Origin of the sequence: Pseudomonas anatoliensis (assembly GCF_017976235.1) — a bacterium.
Classification (GTDB): domain Bacteria; phylum Pseudomonadota; class Gammaproteobacteria; order Pseudomonadales; family Pseudomonadaceae; genus Aquipseudomonas; species Aquipseudomonas anatoliensis.
In genome coordinates this window covers 34,836-59,128 of the sequence record NZ_JACVHC010000012.1, presented here as the reverse complement: position 1 = coordinate 59,128, position 24,293 = coordinate 34,836, and the positions used below count along the sequence as shown (strand labels likewise).

At 59.3% G+C, this 24,293-nt stretch carries 23 protein-coding genes; 15 read left to right on the top strand and 8 right to left on the bottom strand.

What is annotated here, in order from left to right:
• Positions 1–2: 2 nt before the first annotated feature.
• Positions 3–1,277, top strand: coding sequence for a uracil-xanthine permease family protein (locus ICA16_RS27745; protein ID WP_150605297.1), 1,275 nt, complete (start codon positions 3–5; stop codon positions 1,275–1,277).
• A gap of 104 nt (positions 1,278–1,381) precedes the next feature.
• Here the strand turns inward: ICA16_RS27745 and hemH are convergent, their stop codons facing one another.
• Together hemH and ICA16_RS27735 are read right to left on the bottom strand one after the other, a co-directional pair.
• On the bottom strand, positions 1,382–2,407 hold the full coding sequence (gene hemH, locus ICA16_RS27740) for a ferrochelatase (protein ID WP_150605296.1): 1,026 nt from the start codon (positions 2,405–2,407) through the stop codon (positions 1,382–1,384).
• Positions 2,408–2,420: 13 nt separating this feature from the next.
• Positions 2,421–3,323 (bottom strand): TIGR01777 family oxidoreductase, encoded by a 903-nt coding sequence (locus tag ICA16_RS27735; protein ID WP_150605295.1) that lies wholly within the window; start codon positions 3,321–3,323, stop codon positions 2,421–2,423.
• Positions 3,324–3,520: 197 nt separating this feature from the next.
• Between ICA16_RS27735 and ICA16_RS27730 the strand changes: the two genes are divergently transcribed.
• The 13 genes from ICA16_RS27730 to ICA16_RS27670 all read left to right on the top strand — a co-directional run bounded on the left by ICA16_RS27730 (position 3,521) and on the right by ICA16_RS27670 (position 16,652).
• Complete coding sequence (locus ICA16_RS27730) at positions 3,521–4,507, top strand: NAD(P)/FAD-dependent oxidoreductase (RefSeq protein ID WP_150605294.1); 987 nt, start codon at positions 3,521–3,523, stop codon at positions 4,505–4,507.
• Positions 4,504–4,722 (top strand): TIGR02450 family Trp-rich protein, encoded by a 219-nt coding sequence (locus ICA16_RS27725; RefSeq protein ID WP_150605293.1) that lies wholly within the window; start codon positions 4,504–4,506, stop codon positions 4,720–4,722. Before ICA16_RS27730 ends, ICA16_RS27725 begins: the two co-directional genes overlap by 4 nt.
• Positions 4,723–4,921: 199 nt before the next feature.
• The gene (locus ICA16_RS27720) at positions 4,922–5,884 is read left to right on the top strand and encodes a YbgA family protein (protein WP_210702120.1); all 963 of its coding nucleotides are present in this window, start codon (positions 4,922–4,924) and stop codon (positions 5,882–5,884) included.
• Positions 5,884–6,825 (top strand): MerR family transcriptional regulator, encoded by a 942-nt coding sequence (locus tag ICA16_RS27715; RefSeq protein ID WP_210555691.1) that lies wholly within the window; start codon positions 5,884–5,886, stop codon positions 6,823–6,825. Before ICA16_RS27720 ends, ICA16_RS27715 begins: the two co-directional genes overlap by 1 nt.
• 17 nt (positions 6,826–6,842) lie before the next feature.
• Positions 6,843–8,288 carry a deoxyribodipyrimidine photo-lyase gene (gene phrB / locus ICA16_RS27710; protein WP_210702128.1) on the top strand — a complete coding sequence of 482 codons (1,446 nt, stop codon included), beginning with the start codon at positions 6,843–6,845 and terminating at the stop codon, positions 8,286–8,288.
• Entirely contained in the window at positions 8,281–8,703 is a 423-nt protein-coding gene (locus ICA16_RS27705) for a nuclear transport factor 2 family protein (RefSeq protein ID WP_150605288.1), read from the top strand. Before phrB ends, ICA16_RS27705 begins: the two co-directional genes overlap by 8 nt.
• Positions 8,700–9,482: an SDR family NAD(P)-dependent oxidoreductase gene (locus tag ICA16_RS27700; protein WP_210702119.1), complete on the top strand. Its 783-nt coding sequence runs from the start codon at positions 8,700–8,702 to the stop codon at positions 9,480–9,482. The genes ICA16_RS27705 and ICA16_RS27700 overlap by 4 nt, the downstream gene beginning before the upstream one ends.
• Positions 9,479–10,726, top strand: a complete 1,248-nt coding sequence (locus tag ICA16_RS27695) for an NAD(P)/FAD-dependent oxidoreductase (RefSeq protein WP_210702118.1) — start codon at positions 9,479–9,481, stop codon at positions 10,724–10,726. Before ICA16_RS27700 ends, ICA16_RS27695 begins: the two co-directional genes overlap by 4 nt.
• The gene (locus ICA16_RS27690) at positions 10,723–11,538 is read left to right on the top strand and encodes a DUF1365 domain-containing protein (RefSeq protein WP_210702117.1); all 816 of its coding nucleotides are present in this window, start codon (positions 10,723–10,725) and stop codon (positions 11,536–11,538) included. The genes ICA16_RS27695 and ICA16_RS27690 overlap by 4 nt, the downstream gene beginning before the upstream one ends.
• A complete protein-coding gene (locus ICA16_RS27685) occupies positions 11,525–12,790 on the top strand; it encodes an SAM-dependent methyltransferase (RefSeq protein WP_210702116.1) in 1,266 nt (421 codons plus the stop codon). The genes ICA16_RS27690 and ICA16_RS27685 overlap by 14 nt, the downstream gene beginning before the upstream one ends.
• On the top strand, positions 12,783–13,274 hold the full coding sequence (locus tag ICA16_RS27680) for a DUF2878 domain-containing protein (protein WP_210702115.1): 492 nt from the start codon (positions 12,783–12,785) through the stop codon (positions 13,272–13,274). Before ICA16_RS27685 ends, ICA16_RS27680 begins: the two co-directional genes overlap by 8 nt.
• Positions 13,275–13,327: 53 nt before the next feature.
• Positions 13,328–13,633 carry a YkgJ family cysteine cluster protein gene (locus ICA16_RS27675; protein ID WP_150605282.1) on the top strand — a complete coding sequence of 102 codons (306 nt, stop codon included), beginning with the start codon at positions 13,328–13,330 and terminating at the stop codon, positions 13,631–13,633.
• A gap of 424 nt (positions 13,634–14,057) precedes the next feature.
• Positions 14,058–16,652: a leucine-rich repeat domain-containing protein gene (locus ICA16_RS27670; protein ID WP_210702114.1), complete on the top strand. Its 2,595-nt coding sequence runs from the start codon at positions 14,058–14,060 to the stop codon at positions 16,650–16,652.
• A 226-nt stretch (positions 16,653–16,878) separates the two neighbouring features.
• On the opposite strand, the gene ICA16_RS27665 is transcribed toward ICA16_RS27670, so the two are convergent.
• From ICA16_RS27665 to hemA, 6 genes are all read right to left on the bottom strand, one after another.
• Positions 16,879–17,397 (bottom strand): acyloxyacyl hydrolase, encoded by a 519-nt coding sequence (locus ICA16_RS27665; protein ID WP_150605280.1) that lies wholly within the window; start codon positions 17,395–17,397, stop codon positions 16,879–16,881.
• A 112-nt stretch (positions 17,398–17,509) separates the two neighbouring features.
• On the bottom strand, positions 17,510–18,301 hold the full coding sequence (gene murI, locus ICA16_RS27660; protein WP_150605279.1) for a glutamate racemase: 792 nt from the start codon (positions 18,299–18,301) through the stop codon (positions 17,510–17,512).
• Positions 18,294–19,049 carry a molybdopterin-synthase adenylyltransferase MoeB gene (locus ICA16_RS27655; protein ID WP_150605278.1) on the bottom strand — a complete coding sequence of 252 codons (756 nt, stop codon included), beginning with the start codon at positions 19,047–19,049 and terminating at the stop codon, positions 18,294–18,296. Before ICA16_RS27655 ends, murI begins: the two co-directional genes overlap by 8 nt.
• The gene (gene prmC / locus ICA16_RS27650; RefSeq protein ID WP_150616378.1) at positions 19,043–19,873 is read right to left on the bottom strand and encodes a peptide chain release factor N(5)-glutamine methyltransferase; all 831 of its coding nucleotides are present in this window, start codon (positions 19,871–19,873) and stop codon (positions 19,043–19,045) included. The genes ICA16_RS27655 and prmC overlap by 7 nt, the downstream gene beginning before the upstream one ends.
• The gene (prfA, locus tag ICA16_RS27645; RefSeq protein ID WP_150605276.1) at positions 19,874–20,956 is read right to left on the bottom strand and encodes a peptide chain release factor 1; all 1,083 of its coding nucleotides are present in this window, start codon (positions 20,954–20,956) and stop codon (positions 19,874–19,876) included.
• Positions 20,953–22,239, bottom strand: a complete 1,287-nt coding sequence (gene hemA, locus ICA16_RS27640) for a glutamyl-tRNA reductase (RefSeq protein WP_150605275.1) — start codon at positions 22,237–22,239, stop codon at positions 20,953–20,955. Before hemA ends, prfA begins: the two co-directional genes overlap by 4 nt.
• A gap of 329 nt (positions 22,240–22,568) precedes the next feature.
• Here hemA and ICA16_RS27635 point away from each other — a divergent pair, with 329 nt between their 5' ends.
• Positions 22,569–24,293, top strand: coding sequence for a tetratricopeptide repeat protein (locus tag ICA16_RS27635; protein ID WP_150616380.1), 1,725 nt, complete (start codon positions 22,569–22,571; stop codon positions 24,291–24,293).

Below are 24,293 nucleotides of genomic sequence, written 5' to 3'. Positions count from 1 at the left end.
CCATGCAACAAGAGTTCAACGATCCGCTCTGGCGCACGGTGCTGTCCGGCGCCCAGATGCTGTTCGTGGCTTTCGGCGCCTTGGTGCTGATGCCGCTGATCACGGGCCTTGACCCGAACGTGGCACTGTTTACCGCAGGTCTTGGGACGATTCTGTTCCAGATCGTCACTGGCCGTCAGGTGCCGGTGTTCCTGGCGTCGAGCTTTGCTTTCATCACCCCGATCATTCTCGCCAAGGGCCAGTTTGGCCTCGCCGCGACCATGGGCGGCGTGATGGCGGCCGGTTTCGTCTACACCTTTCTTGGCCTGGCCGTGAAGATCAAAGGCACCGGTTTCATCGACCGTCTGCTGCCGCCGGTGGTCATCGGTCCGGTGATTATCTCCATCGGCCTGGCCATGGCGCCGATTGCCGCGAACATGGCGATGGGCAAGTCTGGCGACGGTGCTGAACTGATCCACTACCAGACCGCGATGATGATCTCGATGCCAGCGCTGCTGACCACGTTGATCGTGGCAGTGTTCGGCAAAGGCATTTTCCGTCTGGTGCCGATCATTTCCGGCGTGCTGGTCGGTTTCGCCATGGCGTTCTATTTCGGTGTGGTCGATACCGCGAAAATTGCCGCAGCACCGTGGTTCGCGATCCCGCATTTCACCGCGCCGGAGTTCAACTGGCAGGCGATTCTGTTCATCGTTCCGGTGGCATTGGCCCCGGCGATTGAACACATCGGCGGCGTGATTGCAGTCGGTAGCGTGACCGGTCGTGACTATCTGAAGAAGCCGGGCCTGCATCGCACCCTGCTCGGTGACGGCATCGCCACCACCGCAGCTGGTATGTTCGGCGGCCCGCCTAACACCACCTACGCCGAAGTGACTGGCGCCGTGATGCTGACCAAGAACTACAACCCGAAAATCATGACCTGGGCGGCGATCTTCGCCATCAGCCTGGCGTTTGTCGGCAAGTTCGGCGCGCTGCTGCAAAGCATTCCGGTACCGGTGATGGGCGGGATTCTGTGCTTGTTGTTCGGTTCGATCGCGGCGGTGGGCATGAACACCCTGATCCGCCACAAGATCGATCTGGGCGAAGCACGCAATCTGGTGATTGTTTCGGTGACGCTGGTATTCGGGATTGGTGGTGTGCTGGTTGGCACTGGCACCGGTCCGGACGACTTCGGCCTCAAAGGCATCGCGCTGTGCGCGGTGGTGGCGATTGCGCTGAACCTGCTGCTGCCGGGCAATGATGGCTGGAAGAACAAGAAGGCGGATGATCCGCTGCTCTAATCAAGTTGTAAGTTTTTTGTTGTTTGTGCAAATGTCATCGCGGGCAAGCCCGCTCCCACAGGAATTGCACTGAACCTGTGGGAGCGGGCTTGCCCGCGATGCTTTTAGAGGGCCAAAGGCGCTCTTTCGCAGAGGGTAGCCAACGCCTTCGCCCATTGCGGGTCGTCATTCAGGCACGGCACCAGCACCAACTCCTCGCCCCCCGCTTCGCGGAACTGCTCCTTGCCGCGGTCACCAATCTCTTCCAGCGTTTCGATGCAATCAGCAACGAACGCCGGGCACATCACCAGAATCTTCTTCACGCCGCTTTTCGCCAACTCATCCAGCCGCGCTTCGGTGTACGGCTCGATCCATTTGGCACGACCCAATCGCGACTGAAACGACACCGACCATTTGCCATCCGCCAGCCCCATGCGCTCGGCGAACAGTGCCGCCGTGCGCAGGCATTGCGCGCGATAACAGGTAGCCAGAACCGCCGGGGATGCGTTCTTGCAGCAATCTTCGTTCTTGAAACAATGCTGCCCGGTCGGATCAAGCTTGGTCAGATGCCGCTCCGGCAAACCATGGAAGCTCAGCAGCAGATGATCGTAATCCTGCTGCAAATGCGGTTTGGCGCTGGCGACCAACGCATCGAGGTATTCCGGCTGATCGTAGAACGGCTGCAAAATCGAGAGCTGCACATCGAGCTTCTTCTCGCGCAGCACTCGTTTGGCTTCTTGGATAACCGTGGTGGTGGTGCTGTCGGCGAACTGTGGGTACAGCGGCGCCAGCGTGATGCGCTTGTGCCCTGCCGCGACCAGTCTTGTCAGGCACGTTTCAATTGAAGGCTCGCCGTAACGCATCGCCAGATCGACCGGGCCATGCTTCCACTGCGCCTTCATCTGTTCTTGCAAGCGACGGCTGAGCACCACCAGCGGCGAACCCTCCTCCCACCAGATCGAGGCGTAGGCGTGGGCGGATTGCTCGGGGCGCTTGATCAGGATCAGCGATACCAGCAAACGCCGCACCGGCCACGGCAGGTCGATCACGTACGGATCCATCAGAAATTGATTGAGGTAGCGGCGAACATCGGCCACCGAGGTGGAGGCCGGGGAACCCAGGTTGACCAGAAGCAAGGCGTGATCGGTCATGCAACGTCCTATTTCAAAGGCGGCTGGAGAGATCATCCAGAGCCGCGCGTAAATCCGTGAACTGGAAAGTGAATCCCGCTTCCAGCAAGCGTGCCGGCGTGGCCCGTTGGCCGCCCAGCAACAGCAATGACATCTCGCCCAGACCGACCTTCAGTGCCAGGGTCGGCATTGGCATGAACGCCGGACGATGTAAAACACTGCCCAGCGTCTTGGCAAATTCGCGATTGCGCACAGGTTTTGGCGCGCACGCATTATAAGGACCACTGGCCTGATCACGATGCAGAAGAAAATCAATCAGGGCGATTTGGTCATCGATATGAATCCACGGCATCCACTGCCGGCCATTGCCCAGAGGCCCGCCCAACCCAAGTTTGAACGGCAGCAACAGCCGCGACAAAAAGCCGCCCTCGGCCGACAGCACCAGACCGGTGCGCACCAGTATCACGCGGATGCCCAACGCTTCTGCGCGCTGGGCAGTCTCTTCCCAGGCAATGCACAACTGACTGGCGAAATCGTCGATCACTGGCGGTGAGTCTTCGCTCAACTCGCGCTCACCACCGTCGCCGTACCAGCCAATAGCCGAACCGGAAATCAGCAGCGCCGGTTTCTGCGCGCGGGTTTCAAGCCACGCCAACAGGGTTTCCGTGAGTTTGATGCGGCTGCTCCACAACAACGCTTTGCGTCGATGGGTCCACAGTCGGTCGGCAATTGGCGCTCCAGCAAGATTGATGATTGCGTCGACGGGTTCTTCGCCAAGCTCTTCCAGCCGTGCGATGGCGCGCACCTGCGTCCCGCAGATTTTTGCGACCGCTTGCGGGCGTCGACTCCAAACCGTCAGACGATGGCCCTGCCCCGACCAGTGTCGGCAGAGCTGACGTCCGATCAAACCAGTACCGCCGGTCAGCAATATATGCATGACATCTTCCTCGCGTGGCGTTTTACCCGGATCACTAGTCTATTTTTATAAACAGGGATCTTTTCTATCGGGCAGGTTCTATTGTTTAACCATAGGCCAAGCTGCCAGAACGAGAACGCTAGAAGTTATACCAAAAAACAAAATTGTACAGGTTTCAACGACGGCGTAGTCTGTACAGAAAGGTAAACGAGGCCCCTATGACTGTACCTATCGCAATCATCGGCACCGGCATCGCCGGACTCTCGGCAGCTCAGGCTCTTACGGAGACTGGGCACACCGTCCAATTGTTCGATAAAAGTCGCGGCAGCGGCGGACGTATGTCGAGCAAACGCAGCGACGCCGGTTCGCTGGATCTGGGCGCGCAATATTTCACCGCCCGCGATCGACGTTTCGTCACCGAGGTACAGCGCTGGCAAAGTCAGGGCTGGGTCGCCGAGTGGACACCGCAGCTCTACACCTTCCAGGGCGGGCAACTGAATCTGTCGCCGGACGAGCAGACCCGCTGGGTCGGTGCGCCACGGATGAGCGCCATCACCCGCGGCTTGCTCGAGGGTCTGGAGGTGCAATTTGCCTGTCGGATTACCGAGGTCTATCGCGGCGAAGAACATTGGCATCTGCAAGACGCCGAAGGCTTCACCCACGGTCCTTTCAGTCATGTCGTGATCGCCACGCCGGCACCGCAAGCTACCGCGTTGCTGGCCGCCGCGCCGAAACTCGCCGGTGCCGCCGCCGGGGTAAAAATGGACCCGACCTGGGCCGTCGCCCTCGCCTTCGATACGCCGCTGGATACTCCGATTGAGGGTTGCTTCGTGCAGGACAGCCCCCTCGACTGGCTGGCGCGCAATCGCAGTAAACCGGGGCGCGACAACACGCTCGATACTTGGGTGTTGCACGCCACCAGTGCCTGGAGCCGACAGCACATCGACCTGCCCAAGGAAGCGGTGATCGAGCAACTGCACGGCGCATTCGCCGAATTGCTGCACAGTGCAATGCCCGCGCCGACCTTCAGCCTTGCCCATCGCTGGCTCTACGCACGCCCGGCGACGGGCCACGAATGGGGCGCGCTGGCGGATGCCGATCTGGGTTTGTACGCCTGCGGCGACTGGTGCCTGTCCGGACGCGTCGAGGGTGCCTGGCTCAGCGGCCAGGAAGCTGCGCGCCGTTTGCATGAGCATCTCCAGTGAATCAGATCAACCCGCGCAAATTGCTGCTGTCGAAATGGACAGCAGCCCACCCGCAAAATCGTGAAAAACATTTTCTGGTGACCGAGCTGATTCGCGATGAGGACGGCACTGTGCTCGAAGTCGAGTTGCAGGCGGTGCTGACCAAACGTGTCGAACGATTCGATTGGCATGCGTTACAAAACAACGCCCAATGGAAAATCGGCTGGCTCATGTAGGAGCTGCCGAAGGCTGCGATCTTTTGATCTTTGTTTCTCAAAACTCCCAAATCAAAAACAGGATCAAGAGATCGCAGCCTGCGGCAGCTCCTACAGAAAAACTTATACAAATGATTTGACTTGTACACCCATGAATCTATGCTGAAGAAATGTTGTACAGAGATCGATCTCTGTACAGGTATAGATTCGAGAGGTATCCATGTCAGACCTTTCCATGTCCCGGCCGAGAATCGCCATCAGCGCCTGCCTGATGGGCGCCGAGGTTCGCTTTAACGGCGGTCACAAGGAATCACGCCTGTGCAGCCGCACCCTCGCTGAATATTTCGAATTCGTCCCGCTGTGCCCGGAAGTCGCCATCGGCATGGGCATCCCCCGCGAACCGATCCGTCTGGTCGGCGATCCGCAAAGTCCGCAAGCCGTCGGCACCGTCCATCCCTCGATCAACGTCACCGCGCCTCTGGCCGAGTACGGCGAGAAAATGGCCGGCGAGCTCAATGACATCTGCGGCTACATCTTCATGCAGCAATCACCTTCCTGCGGGCTGGAACGGGTCAAGGTCTATCACGATAACGGCGCGCCGGTGAACGGCGGTGGCCGGGGCATCTACGCCCAGGCTTTCTGCGCGCGGCACCCGGACTTGCCGGTGGAAGAAGCCGGACGCCTGAACGATCCGGTGCTGCGTGAAAACTTCATCACCCGGGTACTCGCCTACAGCGCCTGGCAGCAAGTGCTTGCCCAAGGCCTGAGCCGCCGTGCGCTCACCGAATTCCACTCACGCTACAAATACCAGCTGATGGCGCACAACCCGCTGCAATACAAGGCGCTAGGCAAGTTGTTGGGCAACATGGCGCAGAGCGACCCTGCCGAACTTGGCCCGCGTTACTTCAGCGAATTGATGGCAGCGCTAAAAAAATGTGCGACCCGCGGCACCCATAGCAATGTTCTGCAGCACATCAGCGGTTACTTGAAACAGGCAATCAGCGCCGAAGACAAGCAGGAGATGGTGCATGTGATTGGCCAATATCGTTTGGGCATCGTTCCGCTCGTGGTACCGCTGACGCTGCTCAAACATCACTTTCGCCTTCATCCGGATCCGTACATTGCGCAACAGGTTTACCTGCAACCGCATCCGGAAAATCTCAGCCTGCGAAACGCTATCTAATGAATGACAAACCCGATTCCAGCGCTCAGGAAGACCTTGGCGCCGACTTCAAGAAAGCCCTCGATGAAGGCTGGTTGCCGATCCGCGAAGTGGCGCGGCAGACCGGTGTCAATGCGATCACGCTGCGTGCGTGGGAACGACGCTATGGTCTGATCGTCCCGCAACGCACGCCCAAGGGTCATCGGCTGTATTCGGCCGAGCATGTGCAACGCATTTTGACCATCCTCACCTGGCTCAACCGTGGCGTCGCGGTCAGCCAGGTCAAGCCGCTGCTCGACACTGCGCAGGACCTCAGCGAGTCGGTGGAAAACGATTGGCAACGGTTGCGCCAGACCCTGCTCATGGCCGTTACGCAACTCAATGAACGCAGCATCGACGACAGCATCAATCAAGTCATGGCGCTGTATCCGCCGCGCACCCTGTGTGAGCAATTGCTGCTGCCGCTGCTGGCCGAACTTGAACAACGCTGGCAGGGCCAGTTCGGCGCGCAGATGGAGCGGGTATTTTTTTATTCGTGGTTACGCAGCAAATTTGGCGCGCGCATCTACCATAACAATCGTCAATTGCACGCCGCGCCACTGTTGCTGATCAATCATTCCGACCTGTCACTGGAACCTCATCTGTGGCTGTGCGCGTGGCTGATCAGCAGCGCTGATTGCCCGGTGCAAGTGTTTGACTGGCCACTGCCGGCCGGGGAGCTGGCATTGGCCGTCGAACATCTGCAAGCCCGTGGTGTGCTGCTGTATTCCAGCAAAGCCATGCAGCATGCGCAGTTGCCGAAACTTTTGGCTGGCGTCGCTTGCCCGAAAATGATCGTCGGACCAACGGTGTGCATCCACCACGCCGAGTTGTCCGTAAGAACTTCCGAGATTGCTGATTTGTACCTGGCCGAAGATCCGCTTTCAGCACACCAGGCACTCGTTCAGCGTGGGCTGATTTAATGAACGCGACTACCGATATGCAATTGATCTGGCTGCGCAGCGACCTGCGCCAACATGACAACACCGCCCTCGCGGCTGCCGCAGCCCGCGGCCCGACGGTCGCCGTGTACCTGTTGAGCCCACAGCAATGGCAAGAACATGATGATGCGCCCTGCAAGGTCGACTTCTGGCTGCGCAATCTGCAAGGGCTGAGCAAAAGCCTGGGTCAACTGAACATTCCGTTGCTGATTCGCACGGCGGCGCATTGGGACCAGGCGCCGGCGGAACTGGGCAAACTCTGTCGCCAACTGAACATAGAAGCGGTGCACGTCAACGAAGAATATGGCGTGAACGAAAGCCGTCGTGATGCGGCGGTGGCCGAGGCATTGCAGGCCGAGGGCATCGAATTTCACAGTTATCTCGATCAATTGCTGTTCAAGCCCGGCACCGTGCTGACCAAAACCGGGACGTACTTCCAAGTGTTCAGCCAGTTTCGCAAGGTCTGCTACGAACGCCTGCATCGCTCGATGCCGGCGCTGGTGCCTGCACCCGGCAAACAGTCGCCGCAGGACATCGACAGCGATCCGGTTCCGGCATCCGTCAGCGGGTTCGCCACACCGACCGAAACCCTGCGCGATCTGTGGCCTGCCGGTGAGAAAGAAGCCCGGCGTCGTCTCGATACCTTCGCCGACGCCCAAATCGATTACTACAAAAGCGAACGCGACTTCCCGGCCAAGCCCGGCACCAGTCAGCTTTCAGCGTATCTGGCCGCTGGCGTCGTTTCGCCACGGCAATGCCTGCACGCCGCTCTGCAAAGCAATCAGGGTGAATTCGAAAGCGGCAAGGTCGGCGCTGTCACCTGGATCAATGAGCTGCTGTGGCGCGAGTTCTACAAACACATTCTGGTCGGTTATCCACGGGTTTCGCGCCACCGCGCGTTCCGTCCGGAGACCGAAGCGCTGGCCTGGCGCGACGCCCCGGACGAACTCGCGGCGTGGCAAGAGGCGCGCACCGGGCTGCCGATCATCGATGCGGCGATGCGCCAACTGCTCGAAACCGGCTGGATGCACAATCGCCTGCGCATGGTCGTGGCGATGTTCCTGACCAAAAACCTGCTGATCGACTGGCGCGAAGGCGAGCGGTTTTTCATGCGCCATTTGATCGATGGTGATCTGGCGGCGAACAACGGCGGCTGGCAATGGAGCTCCTCCACCGGTACCGATTCGGCACCGTACTTCCGCATTTTCAACCCGTTGAGCCAGTCGGAAAAATTCGACAGCGAGGGCCTGTTCATCAAGCACTGGCTACCGGAACTGGCCGACCTCGACAAAAAACAGGTGCATAACCCGGCCAGTGCCGGCGGCTTGTTCGGCGTTGCGGATTACCCAACGCCGATCGTCAACCTGAGTGCATCGCGCGAACGCGCGCTGACGGCGTTCAAGAACCTGCCTTCCCGCCAACCAGTCGGGGTCGATCATGAGTGAATTCCTGCGCAGCTTCGCCCGGCAATTTTCAGCGTTGAACAAAGACAACCTGCAACGCCTTGGCGAGCTGTACAGCGATGACATTCACTTCACCGACCCGTTGCACGAAGTTCAGGGGCTGGCGCAGTTGCGCGATTACTTCGGTGAGCTGTACGCCAACGTCAGCGAACTGCGTTTCGATTTTCACGGCTACGACCAGATTGGCGAGGGTGAAGGCTACCTGCGCTGGGTCATGAGTTATCGCCACCCGCGTCTGGCCAATGGTCGGGAGATCCGCGTCGGCGGCTGCTCGCACTTGCTGTGGCGCGACAAGGTTTATCGCCACCGGGATTATTTCGATGCCGGGGCGCTGCTGTATGAACACTTGCCAATATTGGGCCGGGTGATCGCCTGGCTGAAAAGGAGAATGGGATGAGTCGTACACCTCCACGGCGTTACTGGTTGACGGGTGCCAGCAGTGGCATTGGCGCCGCATTGGCGGAAAGCATCCTCGCCACCGGCGCGCACCTGGCTGTCAGCTCGCGCCAGGTCGCCCCACTCAAAGTGCTGTCGCAACGCTATCCGGGACAAGTGCTGGTGGTGCCGGGCGATCTGACCAACAGCCAGACCGTGCGTGAAATCGGTGAGCAGATCGCTGAGGACTGGGGGTCGCTGGACACAGTGATCCTCAATGCCGGCACCTGTGAATATGTCGATGCCCGGCAATTCGACTCCTCGATCGTCGAGCACGTGGTGCGTACCAATCTGCTCGCCAGCGCCTACTGCATCGAAGCCGCCCTGCCGCTACTGCGCAAAGGCACCGCGCCGCATCTGGTCGGGATGGCCAGCTCGGTCACTTACTTGCCGCTGCCTCGGGCAGAAGCCTATGGCGCATCGAAGGCCGGGCTGCGCTATCTGTTCGAGTCGTTGCGCATCGACCTGGCGGATGAGGGCATCGAAGTCACGGTAATCAGCCCAGGCTTTGTCGAAACTCCGCTGACCGCCAAGAACGATTTCCCGATGCCGCTCAGTTGGCCTGTGGATAAAGCTGCGCGGCATATCTTCGCCAAACTCAATGATCGGCCACTGGAAATCGCCTTCCCGGCGCTGTTCATGGCCGCGCTGTGGCCCTTGTCGAAACTGCCGACGGGCCTGCAATTGGCCATCGGCAAACGCATGGTGCGCAAACCGCCGCCGCTGCGAGACCCAGCATGAAAATCGCCATTATCGGCAGCGGCATCGCAGGACTCACCTGCGCGCACCTGCTCAATCGCCGACATGACGTCACGGTGTTCGAGGCCGGTGACTGGGTCGGTGGCCACACGCACACGGTGCAGGTCGACGTCGAAGGTCGCCAATATGCCGTGGACACCGGTTTCATTGTGTTCAACGACTGGACCTACCCGAATTTCATTCGCCTGCTCGGCCAGCTCGGCGTGGGGTTCAAGCCGACCGAAATGAGTTTCTCGGTCAACGATCCTGACAGCGGCCTGGAATACAACGGCAACAACCTCAACAGCCTGTTTGCCCAGCGGCGCAATCTGCTGTCGCCGGGATTCTGGGGCATGCTGCGCGATATTCTGCGCTTCAATAAAGAAGCCCAGCGCGACCTCATCGAGCTGCGCATCGATGCCGATATGACCCTGGATGACTACCTCAAGGCCGGCGGCTACGGCGAGCGGTTCATCCTGCATTACATCGTGCCGATGGGTGCGGCGATCTGGTCGATGCCGATGGCCGAGATGCTCAATTTTCCGCTGCAGTTCTTTGTGCGCTTCTTCAAGAATCATGGCTTGTTGTCAGTCAGTGATCGGCCGCAATGGCAAGTGGTCGAGGGCGGTTCCAGCGCTTACATCGCGCCACTGACCGCCGCGTTCAAGGACAGGATTCGCCTCAATTGTCCGGTGAAGCGAGTGGATCGCGACGAACACGGCGTGGTTATCCACAGCCCGGCGGGGATCGAGCACTTCGACAAAGTGGTGTTCGCCTGTCACAGCGATCAGGCCCTGCAAATTCTGGCCAGCCCGAGCGAAGCCGAACGCGCGATCCTCGGTGCCCTGCCCTATGCCGACAACGAAGTGGTGCTGCACACCGACACGCAACTGTTGCCCACGCGCAAACTGGCGTGGGCCAGTTGGAACTATCGCCTGAGCGGTACCGGTCACACTCACGCGGCCGTCACCTACGACATGAACATTCTCCAGGGCATCGAAAGCGACACCACGTTCTGCGTCAGCCTCAACCAGAGCGCCGGTATCAACCCCGACAAAGTACTGGCCCGCTTCACTTATGCCCATCCGCAGTTCAGCCTCGCGGCGGTGGCGGCGCAGAACCGCTGGGCCGAACTGGACGGTGCGCAACACACACATTATTGCGGCGCTTATTGGGCCAACGGTTTTCATGAAGACGGGGTGGTCAGCGCATTGCGCGTGGCGGCCGCGTTTGGGGAAACCCTGTGAACAGCGCCCTCTACAGCGGCTGGATCGGCCATCGACGCTTCTCCCCGCGTCGGCATGAATTTCGTTACCGGATCGGTTTGCTGTACCTCGATCTGACCGAACAGGACGCGTTGTTCGGTCTGTCGGCGCTGGCCAGCCGCAGTCGCTTTGCGCCGTTTTCATTTCGCGAGAGCGACTACCTCAAGGCCTTCACCGGCACCGGCATGCGCTTGATTGACGCCGTGCGCCAGCAGGTCGGCATCGCCATCGGCCATGAACCGCAAGGCTCGGTGTGCCTGCTCACGCAACCGCGCAGCTGGGGGCTGGCGTTCAATCCGGTGAGTTTCTTTTATTGCCATGAGGCCGACGGGCAACTGGCGGCGATTGTCTGCGAAGTCACCAACACCCCGTGGCGCGAGCGCTTTCACTATGTGTTGCCAGCGCGCGCGCCAATCAATCCGCAGAGCGCTCATCAGCATTTTGCGGTGGCCAAGGCCTTTCATGTTTCGCCGTTTCTGCCGCGTGATCTCGAATACCGCATGAGCTTCAGCCCCGCCGCGCAAACCCTCGGCGTACACATGGCCGACTGGCAGGGCGAGCACAAACTGTTCGACGCCACGCTCAACCTGCAACGCGAAACGCTCGACCGCCGCAGCCTGCACCGCTACTTGCGTCGCTTCCCGTGGATGACCGCGAAAACCGCGCTGGCGATTTATTGGCAAGCCGTACGACTGCTGTTCAAGCGCGCACCGATCTTTGCTCATCAGGCTGCCGATGGCAGCTTTCAAACCGCTACCGTGCCTCCCAAGGAACACCGCCATGAAATCCTCTAGTCTGTCGGTCAGTCGGCTCAGCACCAATGGCTTGACCGGTTCGCTGCTGCGTCGTGGCGTATTGCGGCAAATGGCCCGGCTCAAACACGGCCAGCTTGTGGTGATCGAGGATGGCGAACGGATGCTGTTCGGTACACCCGGCAGTGCCTTGGTGGGCGAAATCCACATACTCGACGCCGCAGTCTGGGGCCTGGTCGCCAGCAACGGCTCGATCGGCGCAGGCGAGGCGTTTATCCACGGTTACTGGAGCTCGCCGGACTTGACCGCCGTGGTGCGAGTGTTCGTCAGCAACCTCGAAGTGCTCGATGCGATGGAAGGTGGTTTGGCGCGCCTCGGCCGACCCATGGTGCAAGGCCTGCACTGGCTCAATCGCAACACGCGCAAAGGCTCGCAGAAAAACATCGCCGCGCATTACGACCTCGGCAACGACCTGTTCGAACAGTTTCTCGACCCGACCATGATGTACTCGGCGGCGCAGTTTCTGACCCCCGAAGACAACCTGGAACAGGCGCAACTGAACAAACTGGAGCGCATCTGCCAGAAACTCGCGCTCAAACCCAGCGATCACCTGCTGGAAATCGGCACCGGCTGGGGCAGCATGGCGCTTTACGCGGCGCAAAATTACGGCTGTCGCGTGACCACCACCACGCTGTCGAAAGAGCAGTATGCGTTTACCGCAAAACGCATCGAACAACTGGGCCTGCAGGATCAAGTGACGTTGTTGCTCAAGGATTACCGCGACCTCACCGGCGAGTACGACAAACTGGTGTCGATCGAAATGATCGAAGCGGTCGGCCACCGCTTCCTGCCGACCTACTTCAAACAATGCGCGCAGTTGCTCAAGAGCAACGGCCTGATGCTGCTACAGGCGATCACCATCCGCGAGCAGCGTTATGAGCAAGCCAAGCGCGGCGTGGACTTTATCCAGCGCTACATCTTCCCCGGCGGCGCCCTGCCCTGCGTGCAGAAGATGCTCGAAATCGTCAGCCGCGACACCGACATGAACCTGCTGCACATGGAAGATTTCGGCTTGCACTACGCCAAAACCCTGCGCCTGTGGCACGAGAATTTTCGCCGCGCCCACGGCCGCTTGAGCGAACTGGGCTACGACGATTATTTCCTCAGGCTGTGGGAGTTTTACCTGTGCTACTGCGAGGGTGGCTTCCTGGAGCGCACCATCGGCACCGCGCAATTGTTGCTGGCCAAACCGGCCGCCATGCCCGCGCCGCTGCTCGGACGCTTCGATGCTTGAGCGGATCGCCAATGCCGTGCTGTTCCAGATCGGCTGGCTGGCCTGTGTGCTCGGCGGCAACAGTTTGTGGCTGTTGCTGGCGTTGGCGGTGCTGGTGATTCATCTGCGCTGGGTCAGCAGTTGGGCGGCGGAGGGACGTTTGATCCTCAGCGTGGTGATTGTCGGCACAGCGGTGGACAGCATTTTGCGCGGCCTCGGTGTGTTCGCGTTTGAGGATTCGTCGCCGCTGATTCCGCTGTGGCTGATGTTGCTGTGGGCATTACTGGCGACCACGTTGCGGCACTGCCTGCAATGGACCGCCCGGCCATGGTGGCTGGCCAGCGTGCTGGGGGCCGTCGGTGGTGCGCTGTCGTATTACGGCGGCGGACGCTTGGCCGGCGTGCAATTTCCCTACGGCGAATTACCCAGCCTGATCGGCATCGGCCTGCTCTGGGCGTTGCTGTTTCCGCTGCTGCATCTGATGGCTCGACGCCTGGCTCATTGAGCGTCTGTCAGAGCGTTCACACACGCGGCATCCACTGCCTTACACTGCCGCCCATGAAGACCATCCCCCACCAACAAATCGCTGAACCGGCGGTCACCTGCTCGACCTGCGCAGCCTGCTGCTGTCAGCTCGAAGTGATGCTGATCACCGACACCGGCGTGCCTGATCGTTTTATCGATACCGATGAATGGGGCGGCGAAGTGATGCTGCGTCTGGACGACGGCTGGTGTGCGGCGCTGGATCGCGACACGATGATGTGCACGATCTATGAGAAGCGTCCGTTGATCTGCCGCGAGTTCGAAATGGGCGCGCCGGAGTGCATTGAAGAACGACAGGGCATCGCCACGGTGTATCGCTGATCGTTCGAACATGCGCGGTTAGCATCGCGCCAGCAGCTGCTTCGGCCGATGACCGCTGGTGGCTGGAGATCCGTTTGCAAACGGCCCGAGCACAAACAAACCCTCCGTGGTGTATGCGCTCCTACGCGCCTTGACGTCATTTCCTGCTGCGGCAGTCTGCCTTTCTGATCTCATTCAGCTTCGCCAGACGATATCGTTCAGCTCTTGGTTCGACGGGGTTGACCCCATGAACTATCCAACAGGCGACGCCAATATTCGATGGATTCATCCCGGCCTCGGGATGCACTGGCCGGTCGAATGCGTGTGCCTTTGCGGGGCGAAATGATCGACAGTGGAATAGCTCGCGCAACTTGTAAATCGGCAGGATGCCGACCCACCGACCCTCGGGTGAATGCCGAGGGGAAACGTTCAAGGATGAAGAAATATGGCAGCAAAACCACCTCGCGGTGGCAGCACCCAAGTAGATGTCCACGTCACTGCGAACCGCCAACCGGAAGTGGACTCATCGCGGCCAGAAACTGTCGGCCACAAGAGCCTCGAGTCCAGGATTCCCGGCGCAAATGCGACCACGCGAGTCAAGCCGCCTGGCAATCCAGACCTTGATGCAATCCTGCCGGCCCAGACTATCACTGTGAGCCAGGTTCCCGACGCCACTGAAGTCCGCGCCGTCATGCCGCCGACGCTCGAGAATTACCGCATCACTGTGGCGCCACCGTTACCGGCTGCCGACAGCGAAGGCTTCAGGGTGCACAACCAACGCCGGTATGTCGACTTGACCGGTGGCGGCATCGCTCTTGTCGCCGTCGACCAGAATACAGGCCTGTATAGAGCCCGACGTTCAAGCGAGTTGAATCCCTCCGGCCCGGTATTGCTGCGCAGTCCCGATACCGGTCTTTGGCATCCGCACAATGACCTCGCCCCAGCCACCGCGCCATTGACCGAAACACGCCTGCAGGCATTTCGCACCGAGCTGGATTTCAGCGCTGTCGAACCCGGTAGCGACGGTTTGTATCGCCACAACGGCAAGCTTTACGCCGTGATCTTCAACCACGCGTATCAGGCCCTGCATGATCTTGATGCGTCCACCCCCACCCACAAGGTGTGGCGCATTGTTAACCCCAAGGATCCCGTGGCCAGCGACATTGCCAACGTCTATCGCGCCAGTCGTAGCGGCGAAAGCCTGGCCATCACTCGCAACGAGGAGAACGCCTGGATTTCCATCTTCGTGGGGTTGAGGGGCGGCATGAACCGCAATGAGCCCGCGCCGGCCGGCCTTTTCCGTCCTTGGCTCAGCAATACAGCCGGCCCGTCAGGACGGCCGCCGCCGGCCGTCGCCACTCGAGCGCAGGTCAAACGCTATTTTCCGGAAGCGACTGATCAACATGCGGATGATTTCATCGCCCGATTTGGCGATGCCGCGGCTGCAGAGGTGGAGCTTGATCGGCTTCGCCTTGGACTGCCTAAATTGAATCAAGAGCTCAGCGTCTGGGAAGGTTTTTACAGAGGCGATGATATCGACGAACGCGCTCGACGGCTGGCGATTTGTGACACGCTACAGCGACTGTACAAATGGCAGGGTGACCCATCGGAACGGGTCTATCGCGACGGTCATCTGGTGGGCTTCAGGCTGGAACTGGACTTGGGCAATCGCGTAAATCTAAAGCCGCCGACCCTTTCGACTCGAATCGACTCCATCGTTTCTATGAGTTTGAGCGGATATGCTGTCCAGAAATTGGATGATCTGTTTTCGACTTTTTCTCATATTGAAACACTCGAAGTGCGGAACCTGGGTGGGACCGGCAAAGAGCTTCTAGGCGCAATGAAAAAACTCACAAAGTTGCGGGTACTGGAGATTCACAACACCAGCATCGCGCCGGAGCCTTTGGGCTATACGAGCTTCTCCGGATTGCCCCGCTTGCGAGAGTTGATTCTGAAAAACTGTATTTTTTACCAGCATATGTCAGTGACGGGCTTGACCGAATTACAGGTATTGAGGGTCCGGCAGAGCTACTTGCAGTGGCCACCTTCGGGACTTACCGAGACACGGGGACCTTCTCGCTTACAGGTGCTTGATCTGAGCAACAATAAAGATTTGGCAACTCTGCCTGACCTTGCCAACCTGCCGTTTTTGCGGGAGTTGAATCTGTCATCTACCAGAATTGGAGAACAACTTGCCGGATTGGATGTAGCTCCCTGGGGGGCGCGGCTTGAGGTATTAAACCTCGAAAATACTTCGGTGCCGGATGGGATCTCGCTCAGAGGAATGACAGTCTTGCGTGAGTTGAATCTGGCAGGTACCGGAATAACCCAGTTGCCTCCCTCAATAGGTATGCAGAACGAGCCGCTGCGTCTGGAGATACTGAAACTCGCAAGAAATCCGCTCGAGAACGCGCCGTCGCTCAGGGGGATGACAGCCTTACGGGAAGTCGATCTTAGCTCAACGCTTATCAGAAATTTTCCGGAAGGAGTCACGCTCGAAAACCCCAAAACATCATTGAATCTTGCCGACAACAATATTTCGGTCATTCCTGAATCGCTCGAGCTCAGAACTGGTTTTGATCTGACTGGAAACCCGATTTCCAATCCGGCTTCCCTACGACGGTTAATTGCCGCGCGTCGACAGACAGGCACCGATATCTGGCTGGGACAACTGGATCCTGACACGTCAGCGAATCTATGGTTGCACAATGTGCCAGAGGCAGACGCTCGCGAAAAACGGGAGCTTTGGGACAGATCAAAAGAACGTCAAAGCTCTAACGTGTCCATGGCGATTCGTCGACTGAGTATGACGCCGGAGTTCCGATTCGAGCGTCAGCAGTTGCAGCACCGCTTGTGGGCGTTTCTTAAAACCTACGAGAACGCAGATCCCATCGAGCGAAGCCAACTGATATCGATTCTGGAAAATGAGCGCAGTCCCGGACAAATGCTCGACAGGCTGGAAGAGGTAATGAAGAAATTTGACCCTACTTGGCAAAACCAGCCCCCGCATCACTTACCCAAACCGCGGGGTTTTGACTAGTCGAGTGAATGGTTACAAGGTCTGAATAGGGAAGCCCTGGTCTGCCAGGGTGCCGAAACGGATGGCAAATCGAATCATCTGCCAGGTTTAAAGCACAGACGGCTAACTGTATGCGGGCTTGCTCGCGAATGCGGTGTGTCAGCCAACAACAATATTGACTGATCATCCGCTTTCGCGAGCAAGCTCGCTCCCACAGGGTTTCATGCAGGCTGTTGAAACGTAGTTCTTACAACGGCATCGTGTAATGCAGTGCGTAGCTTTCTACACCGTCGTTGTCGCTGGAAAGGCCCGCGTTGGAATAGTGCGTCGCACGAATCCCGACTTCATGCCCGCCATTGAAACGCAGGCCAAAACCCAAACGGTCTTCGAACTGGAAGGAACCGCCGAGGTTGTTGGATTCGTACTTGGTATTAGAGAACGCCGCCACACCAATCCCCGCTTCAACGTACGGCTTCACCGACTCACCGGCAAATTCGTAAACGAACACTGGCGAGAACGACAGGCTGTTGTTGCTGGAGGTCTTGTCACCGTCCCAATAGGTGTAAGCACCGCTCCAGTAACCGGTCAGGCGACCGACGTCGCTCTGCAGCCAGCTCTTGTCCCAGTCGAAATTCATCCCCAGGCGATACGTCATGGTCGAATCGCTGGTAGCGCCAACGGCGAATTCAACGCCGGCAGCTTGTGCGGTAATACTTTGCCCCATCAATGCGGCCGCAATCGCGGCCAAGCAGAATAGTCGCTTCACTTTGAAACTTCCTTTTACGGAACGATCGTTCGGTTTTCTGGATAACTCATCGCTATAGAAGTCAGCGCTTGATCAGAAGTTCAGCTGATTTTTCAGTTATTTCACATTTTTTTTACAAACTGAATTTTTGCACTTCGCCCGGCGTTTGCCCCAACAGGGGCAGAATGTTGCGCAAGTGCTGCGGCTCGGCGGTCGTCCAGAATCTGACCGAACGGTCCGGTCCCGCAGCGAGCAGATCGCGCTCTGCGAGAAGGCGCTGAAGTTGCCGCGCCACGGCGGCGCCGGTATCGATCAGGCTGATGTTCTGGGGGATCATCGAGCTGAGCATTGGCTTGAGGAAGGGATAGTGGGTGCAGCCGAGGATGATCGTGTCGCAACCGTTGGCCAGCAGTGGATCGACATAACTTTGCAGCAAGGTGCGCAACTCGGCACTGTGCAGATCGCCGCTTTCAATCAAGTCAACCAGACCGGGGCACGGTTGGGTGATCACGCGCACATCGGTGGCGAAGCGGTCGAGCAAGGCTGCGAACTTGGCACTCTGCAAGGTGCCCGTAGTGGCAAGCACACCGACCACACCGCTGCGGGTAGCGGCAGCGGCCGGTTTGACGGCAGGCTCCATGCCGACAATCGGCCAGTCGGGAAAGTCGCGGCGCAGATCGGCAACAGCCGCCACCGTCGCGGTATTACAAGCGACCACCAACGCCTTGGCGCCCTGTTCGCGGAAAAAACCGGCCATCACATTGCAACGCTGACGGATGAATTCCGGGGTTTTCTCGCCATACGGAATGTGCCCGCAATCGGCGAAGTACAGCAACGACTCATTGGGCAACAAGCGCTGAATTTCAGCCAGTACCGACAAACCGCCGACACCGGAATCGAACACGCCGATCGGCGCCTCACGCATGCTGTGACCCACAGACGCTGCAACCCGGATCGCGTTTGACGCGCAATTCACGAAAGCGCGAACCTAGCGCATCGATCAACAGCAAGCGGCCCACCAGCGGTTCACCAAAACCGACCAGCACCTTCAACGCCTCAAGCGCCTGAAGACTGCCGACCAAGCCCACCAGCGGCCCGACCACGCCAGCCTCGCTGCAGGTCAGTTCGGCTTCGCTGCCGTGCCCGTATAAACAGTGGTAGCACGGGCTCTCGGCGCGACGCGGGTCGAACACGGAAAGTTGCCCTTCGAGGCGAATCGCCGCGCCGCTGACCAACGGTTTGCGCGCCGCCACACACGCGGCGTTGACGGCTTCACGAGTAGAAAAATTATCCGAACAGTCGAGCACCAGGTCCACCGCAGAAACGGCTGCGGCGAGGGAATCCTCGTCCAGCGCCTGACGATGGGCGATCAGTTGAATCTCAGGATTGATCGCGCCCAGACGCTTGAGCGCCGAGTCGACTTTGCTCATGCCGACGCTGTCGGTGTCGTGGATGATCTGGCGCTGCAGGTTGGTCAGATCGACCGTGTCGAAGTCCGCCAGATGCAGTTCACCGACACCCGCCGCTGCCAGATACAAGGCAACCGGTGCGCCGAGACCACCGAGGCCGACAATCAGGACGCGACTGTCCTTGAGCTTCAACTGGCCGTCGATGTCGATGTGTTGCAGCAGAATCTGCCGGCTGTAGCGCAGCAATTCCTGATCGTTCAGCACGGCAGGCGCCCCAGGCTGATGCGTTGATGGCCGCCCAGATCGGTGCGGCTGTGGACTTCTTCGAAACCGCGACCGAGCAGCAGATCGCGCACGGCTTCGGCTTGATCATAGCCGTGTTCGAGCATCAGCCAGCCACCGGCCTCCAGATGCGCCGGGGCCTGGGCGACGATCAGACGCAGATCGTCGAGCCCGTCCTCACCGGCCACCAAGGCACTGGCGGGTTCGAAACGCACATCGCCTTCGATCAGATGCGGATCGGTCGCGGCAATGTACGGCGGGTTGCTGATGATCAGCTGAAAACGCTGACCTTCAAGAGCACTGAACCAATGACTGCTCAGCACCTTGGCGTTGTTCAAATGCAGGCGTTGGCGATTACGCTCGGCCAGCGCCACGGCTTCGAGCACACGATCCACAGCCGTGACCTGCCACGCCGGACGCTCGCTGGCCAGGGCCAAGGCAATCGCGCCGCTGCCAGTGCCGAGGTCGAGTACTTTGGCCGGAGTCGCCGGCAGCAATTCCAGCGCTGCCTCCACCAACAACTCAGTGTCCGGGCGCGGAATCAGCGTGTGCGGTGCGACTTCCAGATCAAGTTTCCAGAAACCCTGCTGGCCGAGAATGTAGGCCACCGGCTCGCCCCCGCGGCGGCGTTGCAGGTACTCGGCGAACTTCAGCGCGGCTTCAGTCGGCACGATGCGTTCGGGCCAGGTGTGCAGAAAGCTGCGCGATTTGCCCAGCGCCGCGGCCAGAAGCAATTCGGCGTCCAGACGTGCGGTCGGTGAATCCGGCAGGTCGGCGGCGCGCAACAGGCTGGCAATGATGGTCATTTATTCACCTATCGCCGCGAGTTGGTCGGCCTGGTATTCGGCCAGCAGCGGCTCGATTACCGCCTCCACGCCACCGGCGAGAATTTCATCAAGCGAATATAGAGTCAGGTTGACGCGATGGTCGGTCACCCGGCCCTGAGCAAAGTTGTAGGTGCGAATGCGCTCGGAACGATCACCGGAACCGACGAGCAATTTACGCTCGCTGGCGATTGCATTGGCCGCCGCGGCGGTTTGCTGATCGTTGAGTTTGGCCGACAACCACGCCATCGCCCGTGCACGGTTCTTGTGCTGGGAACGCTCTTCCTGACACTCGACGACGGTGCCGGTCGGAATGTGCGTGATGCGGATCGCCGAGTCGGTCGTGTTGACGTGCTGACCACCGGCCCCGGAAGAACGGAACGTGTCGACGCGCAAATCCGCCGGGTTGATCTCGATGGCTTCGCGCTCGTCCGGCTCGGGCAACACCGCCACGGTGCAGGCCGAGGTGTGGATACGACCCTGAGATTCGGTGGCGGGTACACGCTGTACGCGGTGCGCGCCGGACTCGAATTTCAGCTTGCCGTAAACGTTGTCGCCTTCAATGCGTGCGATGACCTCTTTATAGCCACCGTGTTCGCCTTCGTTTTCCGACAGGATCTCGACACGCCAGCCACGTCGCTCGGCGTAACGCGAGTACATGCGGAACAAATCGCCGGAGAAGATCGCCGCCTCGTCGCCGCCGGTGCCGGCGCGAATTTCGAGGAACACGTTACGCCCGTCGTTGGGATCCTTGGGCAGCAACATGCGTTGCAGATCGCCTTCCAGCGTGATCAGCATTTCTTTGGCTTCACGGACTTCTTCCACAGCCATTTCACGCATGTCCGGGTCGCTGTCCTTGAGCAGCGCCTGCGCGCCTTCAAGATCGCCTTGTACGCCGAGCAGCTTTTCATAGGCGTGTACGACCGGCTCGAGCTCGGCATATTCCTTGGAATAGGCGCGGAATTTGGTCTGATCGGAAATGACTTCGCCGTCGCCGAGCAGCGCGGTCAGTTCCTCGAAACGGTCCTGGAGGATGTCCAGCTTATTGAGCAGTGACGCTTTCATTGCGGTTTTTTATCCGAAAAGCTATCCGGTGAGCCCTCGAGGGCAAAGAGTTCCTGAGCCATGGCCAGCGCATCGAGGCGGCCTTCGGCAGAAAGCTTTTTCAGTTGCACGCTGGGCGCGTGCAACAGTTTATTGGTCAGGCCACGGGCCAGTTGCCCCAGCACATCTTCGGCGTTGCCGCCGTTGGCCAGCAGACGCAGGGCTTTTTGCAGCTCCTCGTCGCGCAGACGTTCGCTCTGTTGACGATAGGCCTTGAGCACGTCAACCGCCGCCAGCTCACGCAGGCGCACCATGAAATCGTCGGCACCGACCGAGACCATCTCTTCGGCCGCTTGTGCTGCACCTTGGCGGCTCTTGAGGTTTTCGGCGACCACTTCGTGCAGATCGTCGACGCTATAGAGGTAAACGTCGTCCAGTTCGCCGACTTCCGGTTCGATGTCCCGGGGAACGGCAATGTCGACCATGAAGATCGGTTTGTGCTTGCGCAGCTTCAATGCGCTCTCGACCGCGCCTTTACCGAGAATCGGCAACTGACTGGCGGTCGAACTGATCACGATATCGCTGCGCACCAGCTCCGCCGGGATGTCCGACAGCAACACCGCGTGGGCGCCGAACTGCTCAGCCAGAAGGCTAGCGCGCTCCAGCGTGCGGTTGGCGACAACGATGCGCTTGACCCCCAGCTCATGCAAATGGCGGGCGACCAGGGTGATGGTCTCGCCGGCGCCGATCAGCAAAGCCTGGCTGCGTTGCAGGTCACTGAAAATCTGTTTCGCCAGACTGACCGCGGCAAACGCCACAGACACCGGGTTTTCCCCGATGGCGGTGTCGGTACGCACCTGTTTGGCGGCATTGAAGGTTGCCTGGAACAGACGCCCGAGCAGCGGCCCGATGGTACCGGCCTCGCGGGCCACGGCGTAGGCCGATTTCATCTGGCCAAGAATCTGCGGCTCGCCCAGCACCAGCGAATCGAGCCCGGAGGCGACGCGCATCATGTGACGAACTGCCGCATCATCTTCATGCACATAAGCACTCGCACGCAGCTCTTCGAGGCTTAAATGGTGATAGTCGGCCAGCCAGCGCAGCACGATATCCGCCGACAGCTGATCCTGTTCTATATAGAGCTCACTCCGATTGCAGGTGGAGAGGATCGCAGCTTCGCGGCTGTCGGTAAGTCGGCAGAGCTGCTGCAACGCCTCAACCAGCTGCTCAGGGGTAAAGGCCACGCGCTCGCGGACGTCTACTGAAGCAGTCTTGTGGTTGATACCGAGTGCAAGGAAGGCCATTCAAGGTCGCTGATAGTGACGTGAAGCCGGCAATTGTCCACCTTCGTCAGATTCAGAACAACTATTGGATATCTATTGACCTGATCAGTGAGTCAACAACTGCGAGCCGTTCTCGTTCACACAACACCGCACCCTTGTAGGATCTGCCGAAGGCTGCGATCTTTTGATCCTGTTTTTTACAATCCAAAGATCGCAGCCTTCGGCAGCTCCTACATTGGTACGTAGACACATTGGGGTATGGGGATCAGCGTAAATTGCCTCACCGGTTATGTTTGGCTGAAGGCTTGTGTCATGATGATCCGACCGCAGGTTAGTCGTCCTCTTCCTATATGAATAGATCCTCCGCGTTGCTCCTCGCTTTTGTCTTCCTCAGCGGCTGCCAGGCCTTGGCCCCCGTTTCGCCGGACGGTACGCCGCCGGTTGAAGACACCACCCCTGCGCCTGAAAAACCCAAGGTTTACAGCTCGTTCAGTGAAGAAACCGTGTTCAGCCTGCTGAGCGCCGAGCTCGCCGGCCAGCGCAATCGTTTCGACATTGCCCTCGATAACTACGTGACTCAGGCCATCAACACCCAGGATCCGGGCGTCTCCGAGCGCGCGTTCCGCATCGCCGAATACCTCGGTGCGGATCAGCCTGCGCTGGATACCGCGTTGATCTGGGCGAAAAACGCGCCGGACGATCTCGAAGCGCAACGCGCCGCCGCCGTGCAACTGGCGCGTGCCGGGCGTTATGACGACTCGATGGTCTATATGGAGAAAGTCCTGCAAGGCAAGGGCGACACCCATTTCGACTTCCTCGCGCTGTCGGCGGCGGATACCGATCAGGAAACCCGCAACGGTCTGATGAAAAGTTTTGACCGCTTGTTACAGCGTCACCCGAACAACAGTCAGCTGATTTTCGGCAAGGCCCTGCTCCTGCAACAGGATGGCGACAACAAAGCGGCACTGGCACTGCTCGAAGACAATCCGCCGGAAGACGGCGAAATCGCCCCGATTCTGCTGCGCGCCCGTCTGCTCCAGCTATTGAACCGTGGCGACGAAGCCCTGCCACTGCTGCAAAAAAGCATCAAGAAATATCCGGACGACAAACGTCTGCGCCTGACGTACGCGCGGATGCTGGTCGAGCAGGACCGGATGGACGACGCCAAGGCCGAGTTCTCCAGCCTCGTTCAGCAATACCCGGAAGACGACGAACTGCGTTATTCGCTGGCGCTGGTCTGCCTTGAAGCCAAAGCCTGGGATGAGGCCAAAGGTTATCTGGAAGACCTGATCGCTCGGGAAAGCCATGTCGATTCGGCGCACCTGAACCTGGGGCGCATCGCCGAAGAACGCAACGACCCGCAGGGCGCATTGATCGAGTACGCCCAGGTCGGCCCGGGCAACGACTATCTGCCGGCACAGCTGCGCCAGGCCGATATCCTGATGAACAACGGCAAGACCGCCGAAGCCCAAAGCAAACTGGCGGCCGAACGCGATGAACAACCGGATTACGCGATTCAGCTGTATCTGATCGAGTCGGAAACCCTGTCGGCCAACAAACAGGACGACAAGGCCTGGAAGGTATTGCAAAACGCCTTGCTGCAATATCCAGACGATCTGAATCTGCTGTACACCCGCGCCATGCTCGCGGAAAAACGCAACGACCTGGCGCAGATGGAAAAAGACCTGCGCCTGATCATCAAGCGCGACCCGGACAACGCCATGGCGCTGAACGCTTTGGGCTACACCCTGTCCGATCGCACGACCCGCTACGCTGAAGCCAAGACGCTGATCGAGCAGGCACACCAGATCAACCCGGAAGACCCGGCGGTACTCGACAGCCTCGGCTGGGTGAATTTCCGCTTGGGCAATCTGGACGACGCCGAGAAATATCTGCGTCAGGCGCTGGAGCGTTTCCCTGACCACGAAGTCGCCGCACACCTGGGCGAAGTATTGTGGGTCAAGGGCAACCAGCGTGAAGCCAAACAAGTCTGGGGCAAATTCCTCAAGGATCAGCCCGACAGCACCATTCTGCGCAGCACCATCAAGCGCCTGACCGGATCCGAGACTCTTTAA

Excerpts from the sequence above, each read along its gene's own strand:
- prfA (WP_150605276.1), bottom strand. The coding sequence starts at position 20,956 with ATGAAAGCGTCACTGCTCAATAAGCTGGACATCCTCCAGGACCGTTTC.
- hemH (WP_150605296.1), bottom strand. The coding sequence starts at position 2,407 with ATGACCGATCACGCCTTGCTTCTGGTCAACCTGGGTTCCCCGGCCTCC.
- ICA16_RS27715 (WP_210555691.1), top strand. The coding sequence starts at position 5,884 with ATGAATGACAAACCCGATTCCAGCGCTCAGGAAGACCTTGGCGCCGAC.
- ICA16_RS27695 (WP_210702118.1), top strand. The coding sequence starts at position 9,479 with ATGAAAATCGCCATTATCGGCAGCGGCATCGCAGGACTCACCTGCGCG.
- ICA16_RS27635 (WP_150616380.1), top strand. The coding sequence starts at position 22,569 with ATGAATAGATCCTCCGCGTTGCTCCTCGCTTTTGTCTTCCTCAGCGGC.
- ICA16_RS27720 (WP_210702120.1), top strand. The coding sequence starts at position 4,922 with ATGTCAGACCTTTCCATGTCCCGGCCGAGAATCGCCATCAGCGCCTGC.
- ICA16_RS27675 (WP_150605282.1), top strand. The coding sequence starts at position 13,328 with ATGAAGACCATCCCCCACCAACAAATCGCTGAACCGGCGGTCACCTGC.
- phrB (WP_210702128.1), top strand. The coding sequence starts at position 6,843 with ATGCAATTGATCTGGCTGCGCAGCGACCTGCGCCAACATGACAACACC.
- prmC (WP_150616378.1), bottom strand. The coding sequence starts at position 19,873 with ATGACCATCATTGCCAGCCTGTTGCGCGCCGCCGACCTGCCGGATTCA.
- ICA16_RS27730 (WP_150605294.1), top strand. The coding sequence starts at position 3,521 with ATGACTGTACCTATCGCAATCATCGGCACCGGCATCGCCGGACTCTCG.
- ICA16_RS27745 (WP_150605297.1), top strand. The coding sequence starts at position 3 with ATGCAACAAGAGTTCAACGATCCGCTCTGGCGCACGGTGCTGTCCGGC.
- ICA16_RS27670 (WP_210702114.1), top strand. The coding sequence starts at position 14,058 with ATGGCAGCAAAACCACCTCGCGGTGGCAGCACCCAAGTAGATGTCCAC.
- ICA16_RS27680 (WP_210702115.1), top strand. The coding sequence starts at position 12,783 with ATGCTTGAGCGGATCGCCAATGCCGTGCTGTTCCAGATCGGCTGGCTG.
- ICA16_RS27735 (WP_150605295.1), bottom strand. The coding sequence starts at position 3,323 with ATGCATATATTGCTGACCGGCGGTACTGGTTTGATCGGACGTCAGCTC.
- ICA16_RS27700 (WP_210702119.1), top strand. The coding sequence starts at position 8,700 with ATGAGTCGTACACCTCCACGGCGTTACTGGTTGACGGGTGCCAGCAGT.
- murI (WP_150605279.1), bottom strand. The coding sequence starts at position 18,301 with ATGCGTGAGGCGCCGATCGGCGTGTTCGATTCCGGTGTCGGCGGTTTG.
- hemA (WP_150605275.1), bottom strand. The coding sequence starts at position 22,239 with ATGGCCTTCCTTGCACTCGGTATCAACCACAAGACTGCTTCAGTAGAC.
- ICA16_RS27685 (WP_210702116.1), top strand. The coding sequence starts at position 11,525 with ATGAAATCCTCTAGTCTGTCGGTCAGTCGGCTCAGCACCAATGGCTTG.
- ICA16_RS27705 (WP_150605288.1), top strand. The coding sequence starts at position 8,281 with ATGAGTGAATTCCTGCGCAGCTTCGCCCGGCAATTTTCAGCGTTGAAC.